Here is a 14,264-nt window from a genome sequence, read left to right on the forward strand (position 1 = left end):
GAATTAAATGGAAAGATTAACTAAGAATAAGAACCTCCAATATCTAAATTCCTTATTTATATCCATATTTGCATCACTTTTAATAGGAGCATTGATTATGATAGCAAATGGCAGAAGTCCATTAGTAGGATATGGGGCTTTATTAACAGGAGCATTTGGATCAAAGTATAATATAGCAACTACTTTTGCTAAAACTGTTCCCCTAGTAATTACTGGGCTGGCAACAGCCATAGCATTTAGGGCTGGAATATCAAATGTAGGAGGAGAAGGACAACTATATTTAGGTGCATTTGCTGCAGCTTATGTAGGTATTACCTTCACTGGATTACCAGGAATTATAGGTATAATATTAGCAATTATTGCAGGTGCATTAGTTGGAGGAGCTTATGGTTTTGTTCCTGCCATATTGAAAGTAAAATATAAAGTAGACGAAGTAATAACCACAATAATGTTAAATACAGTAGCCACACTATTTACTGCATATCTAGTTAATTACCCATTTGCTTCATCTCAAGGTAAAATGGGTGGTACAGAAATGATAGCAGAACAATTTAGATTTTCTCGATTAGTTAAACTATCTACATTGAATACAAGTATATTTTATATGGGGATTATAGCTGTGGTGATTTATTATTTAATGGAGAAAACCTCCTATGGATATGACTTCAAAATAGTAGGACAAAATAGTATATTTAGCAGATACGCAGGAATAAAAGATAAAAATCAAATGGTATTAGCCATGGTAATCTCAGGAGGATTATGTGGAATTGCTGGGGCATTGGAAGTTTTAGGAGTTCACTATAGGTTTTTACAGCATATATCCCCAGGATATGCCTTTGATGGTATGTTAATAGCATTAATCGTAAAAAACAACCCTATAGGTGTAGTATTGATGTCCATATTTTTTGGAGCATTGAAAACTGGTTCTATTGCCATGGAAAATTCCATAGGAATACCATCAGAGCTAGTATCAGTTATTCAATCCATAATAATTTTATTTATTGCAGGAGAAGCAGGTTTTAAAAATATATATAAAAACTGGAAGATGAAAAAGACAGCTAATAGTAAAGTAGGTGAAAAAATTGTTTAAGGAGCTTTTTAACCTAACATTATTACAACATACCATTAGAACAGCTACCCCTCTTATTTTAGCTGCATTAGGGGGACTCCTTACTCAGCAAGCAGGAATTTTAAACATAGGTATGGAGGGAATGATTCTTTTAGGAGCATTTTTCGCAGTAGTAGGAAGTTATTTCTTTGGCAGTTCTCTTGCAGGAGTTGCATTGGCTGCTATTATAGGAATGGTTATAGGTCTAATATTTGCATTATTTGTTATAGACCTGAAATCAGATGAATTTGTAATAGGAATAGCCATAAATCTGTTCGCAGGAGGACTTACTGTATTTCTATTGAGAAGTATATTTGGAGTGAAGGGTGCATTTTCTTCTCCAGATATAGTCCCTTTACCAAAGCTGAATTTTCCATTTATGGATAATATAGAATTTCTAAATATAATATTTAATAATCATACTATATTTATTTATATTAGTTGGATTTTAGTAATATTTATTTATATGTATTTATACAAAACACCCCAAGGAATTTGGTTGCGTGGCGCAGGGGAATACCCTGATGCTTTGGAGACAGCTGGAATTAGTCCAAGAAAAATGAAATATACTAGTTCCATAGCTTGTGGAATACTATGTGGACTAGCTGGTGCTCATTTATCCCTTGGATATTTAACCTTATTTACAGAAAATATGAGTGCCAATAGAGGGTTTATTGCATTGGCAGCCATAATATTCGGTAAAGCTAATCCAATAGGGACTTTTTTAGCTACCTTATTATTTGGGTTCTTTGATGCCTTAGGTGTTAGACTGCAGGTAGTGGGAGTTCCTGCTCAATTTACCCAAATGGTTCCTTATTTGGCTACTATATTTGCTCTAGTAATTGTGACTAAGAGACAGATGAATAAGGGGAAAAAGAATAAGGAAGAGGCGATAAACCTTGGTGAATAAGAAATATGATGTAGTCATAATAGGTGGTGGAATTGGCGGATATTATAGTGCTATGGCTTTAAAAAGAGGTGGGAAAACTGTAGCATTAGTAGAAAAGAACTCATTAGGAGGAACTGCTCTTAGATGGGGTGCACTACCTGTAAAAAAAGCTTTAGATTCTTTTAAAGGTATAAAAGATAAATATAATGAAACTAAAAACATTAGAGAAAATCTTATAAATAAATGGAATGAAGATTTAAAGACATTAGATAGTAAAATTAAAGAAGATTTAATAAATGAAAATATAGATATATATATTGGTAACGGCAAGTTTATAGACTCAAAAAGATTTACAGTAGAAGATGAAATATTGGATGCTCAGTACTTTATTATTGCAACAGGAACTGAACCCCATAGTATAAAGGAAATTTCCATTGATGGAGTAAATATAATAACTCATAAGGAAGCTATTGATCTAACTCATATTCCAAAGAGTATAACTATTTTAGGTGGAAATGTTGAGGGAATAGAATTTGCAGCACTATATGCTGAATTAGGTGTAGATGTTATTGTTATAGAAAAAGAAGATGGTATTTTATCTGGAAACGATGGAGATTTAGTAGAACCTATAGAAACTCATTTAATATCAAAGGGTGTAAAAATAATAAAAGGTATAGGGGCCAAAAGTGCAAAAGTAAGTAAAGGAGCAGTAGAGACACTGTTAGAGGATGGAACTATAATTTCCACTGAAAAAGCATTGGTAACATTTATGAGAAAACCTAATTTTCCATTGGGAATTGAAAATACCAATATAAAAACAAATGAAAATAATATAATAGTCTATGAAAATTTATTGACTGATGAACAAAACATTTTTGCCATTGGAGACATCAATGGAATTTTAGGAATGGCTCATGTGGCTATTCAACAAGGATTAAGTGTAGCAGATTATATATTGAACGGTATACCAGTGGACACATCATACTATATTTTACCACGAGCAGTATTTACTTTACCAGAAATGGCAGGTGTAGGTAAGCAAGAGCTAGAATTAAAAGAGGATGGTATTTCATATAAAATAGGAATCGCCTTATTTAAAGATTCTTGGAGAGGCTGGGCAAAGAATATAGATTGCGGTTTTGTAAAGGTTATATTAGATGAAGAAAATAAGATTCTAGGATTATGGATGATAGGAGAAAATGTATCTGAATATATCGGATTAATAGGTTCTGTGATAAAGGACGGAAAAACAGCAGATGACCTATTATCTAATTTAATTATTCATCCTAGTTTAGGAGAATCAATACGAGAAGCTTTATTACAAGGAAAGAATAGAAGGTGATAAAATGAAACAGCCTCATATATTATGTGAGTCAAAAGATATCTCTGAATATGTAATACTTCCAGGAGACCCAGCAAGGGTTTTAAGAGTAGGAGAATTGTTGGATTCCTATGAAGAAATAGCATATAATAGAGAGTTTAGAACAATTAAAGGCTATTATAAGGGAGTACCTATAACAGTTACTTCCACAGGAATAGGAGGACCATCAGCTGCCATAGCCATAGAGGAATTGATTTCCTGTGGTGCAAAGTATATTATTAGGATAGGTTCAGGTGGTGCAGTTCAATCAAATATAAATATAGGTGATTTAATTATTTGTTCTGCTGCCATAAGAGAAGATGGTGCTACAAATATGTATATAAGTCCTAAATATCCTGCTGTAGCTGATATAAAACTTACTAATTTAATTATAGATACTTGTGAAGAATTAAAATATAAATATCATTGCGGAATAGTGAGGTCACATGATTCTTTTTATACTGATGATGAAAATAAGTTAATGGAATATTGGAATAGTAAAAATATACTGGCTTCAGATATGGAAACCTCTTCTTTATTTGTAGTTGGACAACTTAGGGGAGTAAAAACAGCCAGTATATTAAACAATGTAGTAGAATATAAATCAGATTTAAAAGAATCAGTAGAAGATTATGCAATGAAAGATATAGAGACTATAGAAGGAGAAAAAAGGGAAATCATTTTAGCATTGGAAACCTTCGTAAGACTAAGTAAATAAATAACTCCGATTTTTGGTTATTGTACCAAAAATCGGAGTTATTTTAAATTCTCACTTGATGATATACTTTTTTACCTTTTTTAATCATTATTTTTCCATCTTTGAAATCATCTAATGTAATTTGTTTATCTATGGATTCAACTTTTACTTCATCAATGGATATACCCCCTTGTTCTACTAGTCTTCTTCCTTCTCCATTGGATTTAGTAAGACCTACTTCTTTTAGCAAATCAAGAATACCTATACCATTTTCAAAACTAGATTTATCCATTTCAGTAAATGGAATAGAGCCTTCATCTATGCCACCTGAGAACAATGCTTTAGCAGCTTGTTGTGCTTTATTAGCCTCTTCTTCTCCATGGATTAATTTAGTCACTTCAAAAGCTAATATCTCCTTAGCAACATTGATTTCTGCACCTTCTAAAGCACTAAGTCTTCTTACTTCATCCATAGGGACAAATGTAAGCATTCTTAAACATTTATTTACATCAGCATCTTCAACATTTCTCCAATATTGATAGAATTCATAAGGAGATGTCTTTTCTGGGTCTAACCATACAGCACCTTTAGCTGTTTTACCCATTTTGTCTCCTTCACTATTTGTAAGAAGAGTACAAGTCATGGCATATACTTGCTTACTAGATTTTCTTCTGATTAAATCCATACCTGCAATCATATTTGACCATTGATCATCTCCACCTAATTGCATTTTACAATTATGCTTTTCATTTAATACATAGAAATCATATCCCTGCATTAACATATAGTTAAATTCTAGGAATGATAATCCTTTTTCTAGTCTTTGTTTGAAGCATTCAGCAGTTAACATTCTATTGACAGAGAAATGAGAACCTACATCTCTTAAAAAATCAACATAATTTAAATCAAGAAGCCAATCAGCATTGTTTTCTAAAATTGCTTTACCATCATTGAAATCTATTAATCTTTCTAATTGTTTTTTGATACAGCTTGCATTGTGATTTATGTTTTCTTTAGTGAGCATATTTCTCATATCAGTTCTTCCAGAAGGGTCTCCCACCATTGCTGTACCACCACCAACTAAGGCAATAGGTCTATGACCTGCTCTTTGCATATGAGCCATAAACATCATAGCTATAAAGTGACCTACATGTAGACTATCTGCTGTAGGGTCAAATCCTATATAAAATGTTATACTTTCTTTACCCAACAATTCTCTTATTTCTTCTTCATGAGTAGTTTGTTTTATATACCCTCTCTCCATTAAAATATCAAATACATTATCCATTTTATTCCTCCTAGTAATTTTATATTAAGTTTATAATTTTAATTTATTGACTTTGGTTCTTGTTATGCTTGGTGTGTTAGGGATATTACGCAGTTTCGCAACTCAAATCTATTTACTCGCTACGCTCGTATAGATTTGGTTCTCGTTGCCTTTTTGTCCAATGAGCGTAGCGAATTGTAGACAAAACGGACAGCGTAGGTGCGTTTGACCTACTAAAGCTCACTGTCGTTCGCTAAGTTAGGTCATATCACGCAGTTTCGCAACTCAAATCTATTTACTCGCTATGCTCGTATAGATTTGGTGCTCATTGCGTTTGACCTACATCAACTCACTATCGTTCGTTGTGTTAGGTCATAAAAAAACGGGCATCATCTCGTCTAAAGGACGAGAGGAAACCCGTGGTACCACCTTAATTCGCATAAAGCCTCAGCCACGTAACGTGTGGAAACCGCAAAATTGAACTCTGGAATTGTAATTCACTAATTTAAGGATATAGACTTCTCAGCAATAGTCTATTCTCTGTGGATTTACCTTTAATCAGTTACTTAACTCCTTCATAGTCTACTATATATTTATATTATCTTAATACAATATAAATATGTTGTCAAGGCTAAAATAAAAAGCCTAGAAATCTTCTAGGCTTTACTACTATTCTTCAACTTTAAGTTCTACGCTATTTTCCCATAGTCCATGAATGTTACAATAGGAAGTTGCATAAATTGTACCACATTTTGATGGCTTAAATCTAAGGGATACATTTGGTTCAGTATATAATTCGCTTTCTCCATGAGCTGTAAAGTTAAATGAACCAATTTCTATAGGGAATTTATGTCCTTCTGGTTGATAGTAAACTTTTATCCATGATATGTAATGCTCAAATGTATTTGGATGTGCTATTTCTTCACCAACCATAACCTTAACATCTACTAAATCCCCAAGTTTAACTTTTTCAGGAGCGTGAATTACTGGTACATGTTTTTCACCTTTCCAATCTCCACTTTGATACAAACTGCCTATGCTTTTCATATATAACCCCTCCATAATCATTTTTATAATCTCCTACTATCTATACCCAATTATTTTTAAAAAAATCAATATTAATAGGTAAATATTTTATATTTAGAGTATAATATAGATAGATATGCTTGAAGGAGAGATAAAATGGGAAACATTCAATTAATAGCTACTGCTACCTTTGGGTTAGAGTCAGTAGTAAAAAGAGAACTAATGAATTTAGGATATAATGATTTAGTAGTAGAAAATGGTAAGGTAACATTTACAGGAACAGAAAAAGATATACCAAAAACTAATTTATGGTTAAGAACTGCAGATAGAGTTCTTTTAAAGATGGGTGAGTTTAAAGCATTAACCTTTGATGAGTTATTTGAAAAAACAAAAGCATTACCATGGGATCAATGGATTACAGAAGACGCAAACTTTGTAGTAAATGGCAAGAGTATAGATTCAAAGCTATTTAGTATTTCGGATTGTCAGAGAATCGTAGAAAAAGCGGTAATAGAAAAGTTAAAGACTAAATATAATGTAGAATGGTTTGAGAAATCAGGTGCTAAATATACTATTGAGGTAGCTCTTCTTAAGGATATAGCAACTTTAACTATAGACACATCGGGAGAAGGACTTCATAAAAGAGGTTATAGAGATAGACAGGGTGATGCACCTATAAAAGAGACTTTAGCTGCTGCTATGATACTTTTAAGTTATTGGAATAAAGATAGAGTTTTAATGGACCCATTCTGTGGATCAGGAACTATACCAATAGAGGCGGCAATGATAGGAAGAAATATGGCACCAGGTCTTGATAGAAATTTTGCAGCAGAGAACTGGCCTAGAGTAAAGGAAGAATATTGGAAGGAAGCAAGAAAGGAAGCATTTCAAGCAATAGATAATGAGACTAAATTACACATTCTTGGTTGTGATATAGACAAAAAAGCAATTCATCGTGCTAGAGATAATGCCGCAAATTTAGGATTAGAAGATGATATCGCATTTTTTAATAAAGACTTCAGAGATGCAGAGCTAAAAAACGAATATGGAGTAGTTATAACTAATCCACCTTATGGTGAAAGATTAAGTGAGAAAAGAGAAGTAGAAAGACTTCACAAAGATTTAGGGATTAAGTTTAAAGAGCTAGATACTTGGTCGTTGTATATAATTACTTCTGAAGAGGAATTTGAGAAGCAATATGGAAAGAAAGCAAATAAAAAAAGAAAGCTATACAATGGAAGAATAAAGGTAGACTACTATCAATACTATGGACCAAGACCAGAAAAATAGTTAATAGATTCTAGTTTACTAGAAACTTCCACAACTATTCACTAGATAAACAAACTAAGGGATGCACACAAAATTGAAAACCACAATTTTGGTACCCTGCTTATATTAATTATTAGTTATTAGTTGTTTACTAAATATACGGAGGTGTAGACATGACCATATATACTAAAACTGGAGATAAGGGTTCCACGAGTTTGTTTGATAATAAAAGAGTATCAAAGGATGATATTAGAGTGGAAAGTTATGGAACTGTTGATGAACTAGGTTCTTTTATGGGTTTAGCAAAGAATTATGTAGATGATAAGGAAATGTATGAACTAATTGAATCCATTCAAAACAAGTTATTTACAGTTGCCACAAACTTAGCCACAGAGGACAGTAAAAAGGTAAAGCATCATATACTAGAAAAAGATATAGATGATTTAGAAAAGATAATTGATTTATATATGGGAAGATTAAATAATCCCACTGGTTTTATAGTGCCAGGTTCAGGAAAGAAGTCTGCATATCTTCATGTGGCTAGAACTGTGTGTAGAAGAGCAGAAAGAAGGATTATCACTTTATCAGGTCATGCAGAAGTAGACCCTTTAGTCATAAAATATGTAAATAGGTTATCAGATTGTTTATATGCAATGGCAAGATATTCTGAAGAAAAAGAGACTCATGTAAAATATATGTAAAATTTAGAAAAAGTTTACCGAAATAAAGCAATAAAATCAAAAAAAGGTAGAAATTATTATATAAATAGTATAGAATGTTACAAAGAGTAGTTTTATTATACAAATAAATATTATATGGGTGATAAGCATGCTAAGTAAAGAAGATTTAAGTCCAGTAGAAAAAAAAATAGAAGAATATGGTATGCTAAATTATCATGTGTTAGAAGGTATGGCAGACTGGGTTCGAGTGGTGGATAAAGAAGGCACTATTATATATGCCAATAAAACAATGAAAGAACATTTAGGAGATAATATTGTTGGCATGAAATGTTATAAAGCCCATTGCAAAGTAACTCCTTGTACTTTTTGCATTACAAAAAGAAGTATAAAAACTGGTGAAACTGTGCAAAAAGAAGAGGAAATTAATGGAAGATATTTTTCAGTAAAATCATCACCAGTTACTAATTCCAATGGAGAAGTGTTTGCAGCAGTAGAAGTATTTAGAGATGTAACAAGAGAAAGAAAGCTAGAGTTAGAGTTAATTGATAAAAATAAAAAGATGAGTAAAGACCTTGGTTTTGCTAAGAGAATTCAAGAAAAAATTCTACCTGGTAAAGAAGTATTAGAAAATATTTTCGTTGACTATATATATAAACCATCAGAGATGTTAAGTGGAGATATGTTTGATGTATTTCACATTGATGATGAAAATATAGGGATATATATATCAGACGTGTCAGGTCATGGTATAGCTGCAGCTATGATGACCATGTTTATTAGGCAAACTATGAGGGCTATAAAGGATGATATTTTGGATCCATCAGCTACATTATCAGAACTATATAAAAGATTTAGGACATTGAATTTAGAAGTAGATAAGTATTTTACTATGTTCTATGGTATTTTCAATAAAACCACCTATGAATTTAAATATGCAAATGCAGGACATAATTGTATACCAATTAAGTATAATGATGATGGTATGGAAATGTTAGAAGTAAAAGGATACCCTATGGTTTTATTATTTGATGAGATTGTATATGATGAAGAAGTTATTAAATTAAAAAAAGGTGATAAAATACTATTTTATACAGATGGAATAACAGAAGCCAAAGATAGAACAGGCAGAGAATTTGGTATAGAAAGCGTAATAGATATGATAAGGAGTCATAAAGAAGATATTTTAAATGAAATAAATAATGAAATTATAACCTATAGTTGGGGAGAACAGCAAGATGACTTTGCTCTAGTTCTTATGGAAGTAATTGAATAGATAATAATAGACTGAATAGCTTTGGCTATTTGGTCTTTTGTTATTTAATGATGTATTAATAGAACTAGTACCTACATAATATATAAAAGGTGTTGATTTATAAAAAAGAGTTTGATATGATATTGACAATAATAGCCGTGAATTTACTAAGGGGGGATAGGTTTGAATTGGAAAAGTCTATTATTTAAGAGAGAAGGAAACATTGGAATTTTATCAATCAATAGACCCGAGGCATTAAATGCTTTGAATGAAGCAGTATTAGATGAATTAAATGAAGCAATAGACATAATTAATAATGATGAAAATATTTATATACTTATACTAACTGGTGAGGGTAGGTCTTTTGTAGCTGGAGCAGATATAGGGGAAATGAAGGATATGAACTCTATGGAAGCTAGAAAATTTGCTGAAAAGGGATTATCTGTATTCAGGAAGATAGAGTTAATGGAAAAGCCAGTAATTGCCGCAGTAAATGGATTTGCATTAGGCGGTGGCTGTGAACTTTCTATGTGTTGTGATATAAGAATAGCTTCCGAAAAAGCTAAGTTTGGACAACCAGAAGTAGGACTTGGAATTATTCCAGGATTTGCTGGCACACAAAGATTAGCTAGATTAGTTGGAATAGGCAGGGCAAAAGAACTTATATTTACTTGTGACATAATTGGTGCAGAAGAAGCGGCTAGAATTGGATTAGTTAATAAGGTAGTAGCATCAGAAGATCTAATGAATTCAGCTATGGAAATGGCAAGTAAAATTATATCTAAAGGACAGGTTGCTGTAAGATATGCTAAAACTGCAATAAATAGAGGAATAGAAACAGATTTATCTACTGGAATGGTCATAGAAAAGGATTTATTTGGTTTATGTTTTTCCACAGAAGACCAAAAAGAAGGTATGAGGGCTTTTTTAGAAAAACGTATACCTAATTATAAATTAAAATAATTTCGGAGGTGCTTTATGAAAAATATAGGTATTTTAGGTAGAGGAACTATGGCTTGTGGAATTGTACAAATTTTTGCTCAGAAGGATTACAATGTAACTATGTGGGTTAGAGCCATAGATGAGGAAAATCCAAGAGGAAGCATCAAGTCTATAGAGAAAGGATTAAATAGACTAGTAGAAAAAGAAAAGATTACAAAAGAAAACATGGAAAATATATTAAACAATATTTCCATAACTACCTCCTATGAAGACTTAAAGGACTGCGACTTAGTTATTGAAGCCATATCTGAAGATATGGAACTGAAAAAAGAGATATTTGGTAGACTAGATAAGTTATGTAAGGAAGATACAATCCTTGCTACCAATACATCTTCTTTATCAATTACTGAAATTGCTAACTCAACTAATAGACCAGATAAAGTTATAGGAATGCACTTTTTTAATCCAGTTCCAATGATGAAATTAGTTGAGGTTATAAAAGGAATTGCTACTTCAGAAGAAACAAAAAATATAATTATAGAATTATCTAAAGAACTAGGAAAAACTCCAGTGGAAGTAGAAGAAGCACCAGGTTTTGTAGTAAATAGAATACTTATTCCTATGATAAATGAGGCTGTAGGTATTTTAGCCGATGGAGTAGCTACTGCAGAGGATATAGATGAAGCTATGAAATTAGGTGCAAATCATCCAATGGGACCTTTAGCTTTAGGGGATTTAGTAGGTCTTGATGTTTGTTTAGCAATAATGGATGTTTTATATGAGGAGTTTGGAGATCCTAAATATAGAGCACATCCACTACTAAGAAAAATGGTTAGAGGTGGCTTGTTAGGAAGAAAAACTAAAAAAGGTTTCTTTGAATATTAATTTTAAATAGAATATTAATTTTAAAATACTCTTCAGTTTACTGAAGGGTATTTTTTTCTGTAATTTTAAATTTAAAATTATTTTTTTTGGTTACAATATACTAATAAGAATCCACATTAGAAAGGTGGCATTATATGAGAACTTTTTCAAAGGTTTTTATTCTATCTTTTATATGTTTTTTAATGGCAATATCCATTGGTTCTTATTCCTATGTAAAAGAAAAAGATATTAAACTTGAAACCAATATAGATAATTCCATGAAAGAACAATTAGATATAAGCAAAAAGATTATGGAAAAGCTAGAGACGGAACCAAAGGAACCAGAAGTTTATTCGACTTTAAAGGAAGCAGTAGAAAAAAGTAACAGAATAAATTTTTTAGTAATGGGACTAGAAGATGTTAGAACAGATACTATTATTTTCGCCTCTTTTTGTCCAGATACTAAAAAAATGAATTTAATGAATATACCAAGAGATACTTATATTCATAGAAAAGGATATAATACTGCAGAACAAAGAAAAATAAATAGTATATATGAAAAACATGGCGTAACTGGAGTTAAAAAGACTGTATCTTATATTTTAGATAACGTACCAATACATCATTATGTTATGCTTGATTATGAAGGTGTGGAAAAAATAGTTGATAGTTTAGGTGGAGTAGAAGTCAATGTACCTATTCATATGAAGTATAAAGACCCTACAGGAAAACCACCCTTGCAAATTGATATACAACCAGGAAATCAGATACTAGACGGAAAGAAATCATTGGAATTTCTAAGGTATAGAAAAGGAAATAACAATAAAGGGGGATATAGAGATGGCGATTTGGGAAGAATAAAGGCTCAACAAGAGTTTATGAGTTCTTTTATAAGTAAAGCTTCAGATAATATGCTTACGGTGATTACAAAGGGATTTAAACATGTTAAAACAGATATAAGTTTGGTGGACTCTTTATCTTGGGGAAGAAAAGCCATAGGAATGACAAAGGAAGATTTTGAGATGATAACATTACCTGGCAAACCAGAGTTTAGGAGAATAAATAAAAAAGTTTTATCCTATTTTATTTATGATAAAAAAGAAGCAAGAAAATTATTGGAAGAAATATATAATGTAGACTATAATCGTTAATTAAAAAAGATTCTGTTTTTTGGTTACAATAACCAAAAAACAGAATCTTTTTTAATCTCTTAAATTAGAATTCAACATTCACAATTCTATACTGCTTCTTTTTCTTTGTTTTGGCTTATTATTGAATCTCCAACCATATAAACATTTCCAGCTCCCATAGTTACTATAATATCATTCTCTTTTATATTATCTAATAAATAGTTTTCTACTTCATTAAAGGAACCTAAATAAATGGCATCAGATCCTTTATCAATAATTGCATCTACTAAATCTTTAGAATGAATAAGTCCATTATCTTTTTCTCTAGCAGCGTAAATATCTGTAATTATAACTTTATTTGCATCTGTAAATGATTCTGCGAAGTTGTTTAGTAAAAGTTTTGTTCTAGTAAATGTATGAGGTTGAAATACACAATATATATTACCTTGAGTAGATTTTTTAATTGCATTTAGTGATGCCTTAATTTCTGTTGGATGATGAGCATAATCATCAATTATTTTTATATCGTTGAAATATCCTTTTAGTTCTAATCTTCTATGAACTCCAGAATAAAGAGAAATATTATTTTGAATATCTTCTATAGGCACACCATATATATGTGCTGCGGCAATACTGGCCAAAGAATTATATACATTATGCTCTCCCATTACATTTAGATGAATAGTATATAATCCTTCTCCCTTAATTCTAAGAGTATAGGATGGATACCCTTCTGGAGAAAAGTTAATATTTTCTGCAGTATAATCCCAATCACCATTTTTACCAAAAGTAATTACCTTGGCTTTTGTTTTTTCTATAACTTTTTTTGCGTTTCCATCATCTGCATTTATCAATAATCTACTATGGCTGGAAAGGTTCTCACCATATTGCACAAAAGTATCAAGTATGTGATCCATATTCTTGAAGAAATCTAAATGGTCTGCATCAATATTTAATATAATAGCCATTGTGGGAAAATATTTCAAAATATTTCCTTTATATTCACAAGCTTCTGTAAGAATAAAATCTTTAGATCCTAGTCTTACATTGCCATTGATTTCATCTAATTGTCCTCCTAAAAGAATAGTAGGATTAAGTGTTGAACGATTTAATATAGTAGACAACATACTAGTGGTTGTAGTTTTTCCATGAGTACCAGATACTGCAATAGAATTTTTATAATTCTTCATTAATGCACCTAAAAAAGTTGCCCTATCTATTACAGGTACTCCAATGCTGAAAGCCTTTGTAAGTTCTTCATTATCTTTAGATATGGCGTCAGTATATATTATTAAATCTGCATCATTTACATTATCTTCGTTATGATTTATGTAAATTTTGGCTCCCATATCTCTAAGTTTTTCAATTATTGGACTATCTTTAGCATCTGAGCCACTTACAGAATATCCTTCACTCAATAAAATTTCTGCTAAACCACTCATAGAAATACCACCTATTCCTATGAAATGAACCTTTGAATATTCCTTACTATCTATACAAAAATTGAACATAATATTTCCTCCTATTTAGATACTATATATGTATTATTACCATTCTTATATATATTAATATTATTTTATTCTAATATTATTAAATTGTCACTGATAGATTATATCATAAACCTAAGATATTTAAACATAAATTTAATAGATTATGTAAAGTATATGGTAATTTCATATAAAAAAGTAAAAAAATAAAAAAAATTTCAAAAAAAAGAAGGAGTTTTAAAACTTTTATAGAATATATAGAATATTCAATAGTTTCATGACTTAAATAAAGG

General features: G+C 31.1%; 13 protein-coding genes. 10 read left to right on the forward strand and 3 right to left on the reverse strand.

The features are described from left to right. Positions 1-7: 7 nt before the first annotated feature. From KQI41_RS03545 to KQI41_RS03560, 4 genes are read left to right on the forward strand one after another with little or no spacing between them, the layout of a single operon-like run. A complete protein-coding gene (locus KQI41_RS03545) occupies positions 8-1,090 on the forward strand; it encodes an ABC transporter permease (RefSeq protein ID WP_216584881.1) in 1,083 nt (360 codons plus the stop codon). After that, the gene (locus KQI41_RS03550; protein WP_216584882.1) at positions 1,083-2,018 is read left to right on the forward strand and encodes an ABC transporter permease; all 936 of its coding nucleotides are present in this window, start codon (positions 1,083-1,085) and stop codon (positions 2,016-2,018) included. The genes KQI41_RS03545 and KQI41_RS03550 overlap by 8 nt, the downstream gene beginning before the upstream one ends. Next, positions 2,011-3,339, forward strand: a complete 1,329-nt coding sequence (locus KQI41_RS03555) for a dihydrolipoyl dehydrogenase family protein (protein ID WP_216584883.1) — start codon at positions 2,011-2,013, stop codon at positions 3,337-3,339. Before KQI41_RS03550 ends, KQI41_RS03555 begins: the two co-directional genes overlap by 8 nt. Positions 3,340-3,343: 4 nt before the next feature. Next, a complete protein-coding gene (locus tag KQI41_RS03560) occupies positions 3,344-4,075 on the forward strand; it encodes a nucleoside phosphorylase (RefSeq protein WP_216584884.1) in 732 nt (243 codons plus the stop codon). 43 nt (positions 4,076-4,118) lie between these two features. Here the strand turns inward: KQI41_RS03560 and tyrS are convergent, their stop codons facing one another. Together tyrS and KQI41_RS03570 are read right to left on the reverse strand one after the other, a co-directional pair. Further along, positions 4,119-5,342, reverse strand: coding sequence for a tyrosine--tRNA ligase (gene tyrS / locus KQI41_RS03565; RefSeq protein WP_216584885.1), 1,224 nt, complete (start codon positions 5,340-5,342; stop codon positions 4,119-4,121). A 648-nt stretch (positions 5,343-5,990) separates the two neighbouring features. After that, a complete protein-coding gene (locus KQI41_RS03570) occupies positions 5,991-6,368 on the reverse strand; it encodes a class II SORL domain-containing protein (protein ID WP_154439478.1) in 378 nt (125 codons plus the stop codon). 135 nt (positions 6,369-6,503) lie between these two features. On the opposite strand from KQI41_RS03570, the gene KQI41_RS03575 reads away from it, so the two are divergent. The 6 genes from KQI41_RS03575 to KQI41_RS03600 all read left to right on the forward strand — a co-directional run bounded on the left by KQI41_RS03575 (position 6,504) and on the right by KQI41_RS03600 (position 12,505). Further along, on the forward strand, positions 6,504-7,637 hold the full coding sequence (locus KQI41_RS03575; RefSeq protein ID WP_154439477.1) for a THUMP domain-containing class I SAM-dependent RNA methyltransferase: 1,134 nt from the start codon (positions 6,504-6,506) through the stop codon (positions 7,635-7,637). Between the two features lie 152 nt (positions 7,638-7,789). After that, the gene (locus KQI41_RS03580; protein WP_154439476.1) at positions 7,790-8,317 is read left to right on the forward strand and encodes a cob(I)yrinic acid a,c-diamide adenosyltransferase; all 528 of its coding nucleotides are present in this window, start codon (positions 7,790-7,792) and stop codon (positions 8,315-8,317) included. Between the two features lie 127 nt (positions 8,318-8,444). After that, positions 8,445-9,569, forward strand: coding sequence for a SpoIIE family protein phosphatase (locus KQI41_RS03585; protein WP_154439475.1), 1,125 nt, complete (start codon positions 8,445-8,447; stop codon positions 9,567-9,569). A 162-nt stretch (positions 9,570-9,731) separates the two neighbouring features. Beyond that, complete coding sequence (locus tag KQI41_RS03590) at positions 9,732-10,511, forward strand: short-chain-enoyl-CoA hydratase (RefSeq protein ID WP_154439474.1); 780 nt, start codon at positions 9,732-9,734, stop codon at positions 10,509-10,511. 15 nt (positions 10,512-10,526) lie between these two features. Then, positions 10,527-11,375, forward strand: a complete 849-nt coding sequence (locus tag KQI41_RS03595) for a 3-hydroxybutyryl-CoA dehydrogenase (protein ID WP_154439473.1) — start codon at positions 10,527-10,529, stop codon at positions 11,373-11,375. 134 nt (positions 11,376-11,509) lie between these two features. Continuing rightward, complete coding sequence (locus KQI41_RS03600; protein ID WP_216584886.1) at positions 11,510-12,505, forward strand: LCP family protein; 996 nt, start codon at positions 11,510-11,512, stop codon at positions 12,503-12,505. 86 nt (positions 12,506-12,591) lie between these two features. Here the strand turns inward: KQI41_RS03600 and murC are convergent, their stop codons facing one another. Then, positions 12,592-13,995, reverse strand: a complete 1,404-nt coding sequence (gene murC, locus KQI41_RS03605) for a UDP-N-acetylmuramate--L-alanine ligase (RefSeq protein WP_154439471.1) — start codon at positions 13,993-13,995, stop codon at positions 12,592-12,594. Positions 13,996-14,264: the final 269 nt, after the last annotated feature.

It is taken from the genome of Tissierella pigra (assembly GCF_018917845.1).
Lineage (GTDB): Bacteria > Bacillota > Clostridia > Tissierellales > Tissierellaceae > Tissierella > Tissierella pigra.